The organism is Pseudomonas sp. NCCP-436, from assembly GCF_019656335.1.
GTDB lineage: Bacteria > Pseudomonadota > Gammaproteobacteria > Pseudomonadales > Pseudomonadaceae > Aquipseudomonas.
Genome location: NZ_BPLZ01000036.1, coordinates 1 through 1,551, shown reverse-complemented (window position 1 = coordinate 1,551; position 1,551 = coordinate 1). Strand labels below are relative to the sequence as shown.

Annotated in this window: 1 protein-coding gene; it reads left to right on the top strand. The window is 63.4% G+C overall.

Annotated features, from left to right (window positions below):
* Positions 1–1,551, top strand: a 1,551-nt coding sequence (gene acs, locus NCCP436_RS17530) for an acetate--CoA ligase (protein WP_375709507.1), incomplete at both ends; no start/stop codon positions are given.

The window sequence follows — 1,551 nt, the reverse complement described above, 5'->3', positions numbered from 1 at the left end:
ACGACCCTGACCGACGAGGCCACCTATAAGGCCATGTATCAGCAGTCGGTGGTCAACCCCGAAGGCTTCTGGCGCGAACAAGGCAAGCGCATCGACTGGATCAAGCCTTACACCAAGGTCAAGCGGACTTCCTTCGACGACCACCACGTCGACATCAAATGGTTTGGCGACGGCACCCTGAACGTCTCCTACAACTGCCTGGATCGCCATCTGGAAGAACGCGGCGACCAGCCGGCAATCATCTGGGAAGGCGACGATCCTTCCGAGCATCGCATCATCTCCTACCGCGAACTGCACGAGCAGGTCTGCAAGTTCGCCAACGCCCTGCGTGGCCAGGACGTGCACCGTGGTGACCGGGTAACCATCTACATGCCGATGATTCCGGAAGCCGTTGTCGCCATGCTGGCCTGCGCGCGCATCGGTGCGATCCACTCGGTGGTATTCGGCGGCTTCTCTCCCGAAGCGCTGGCCGGGCGCATCATCGATTGCGAGTCCAAGGTGGTCATCACTGCCGATGAAGGCTTGCGCGGCGGCAGGAAGGTGCCGCTGAAGGCCAACGTCGACGACGCCCTGACCAACCCCGAGACCCGCAGCATCCAGAAAGTCATCGTGGTCAAGCGTACCGGCGGCGACATCAAGTGGAACCAGCATCGTGACATCTGGTACGAAGACCTGATGAAAGTGGCGGGCAGCGTTTGTGCGCCGAAGGAGATGGGCGCCGAAGAGCCGCTGTTCATCCTCTATACCTCCGGTTCCACCGGCAAGCCCAAGGGTGTACTGCACACCACCGGCGGCTACCTGGTGTATGCCTCGCTGACCCATGAGCGGGTATTCGACTACCGCCCGGGCGAGGTGTTCTGGTGCACCGCCGACATCGGCTGGGTCACCGGCCACAGCTACCTGGTCTACGGCCCGCTGGCCAACGGCGCTACCACCCTGATGTTCGAGGGGGTGCCGAACTACCCGGACGTGCGCCGCGTGGCGCAGATCGTCGACAAGCACAAGGTCAACATCCTCTACACCGCGCCGACCGCCATCCGCGCCATGATGGCCGAAGGCAAGGCCGCGGTCGAAGGCGCCGACGGCTCCAGCCTGCGCCTGCTGGGCTCGGTGGGTGAGCCGATCAACCCGGAAGCCTGGCAGTGGTACTACGAGAACGTCGGCCAGGAGCGTTGCCCTATCGTCGATACCTGGTGGCAGACCGAAACCGGCGCCTGTCTGATGACCCCGCTGCCGGGGGCCCATGCGCTCAAGCCGGGTTCGGCGGCACGGCCGTTCTTCGGTGTGGTGCCGGCGCTGGTGGACAACCTGGGCAATATCATCGACGGTCCGGGCGAAGGCAACCTGGTGATCCTCGACTCCTGGCCGGGCCAGGCGCGCACCCTGTACGGCGACCATGATCGTTTCGTGGAAACCTACTTCAACACCTTCAAGGGCATGTACTTCACCGGTGACGGCGCCCGTCGCGATGAAGACGGCTACTGGTGGATCACCGGCCGTGTGGATGACGTAATCAACGTTTCCGGTCACCGCATGGGTACCGCCGAAGTG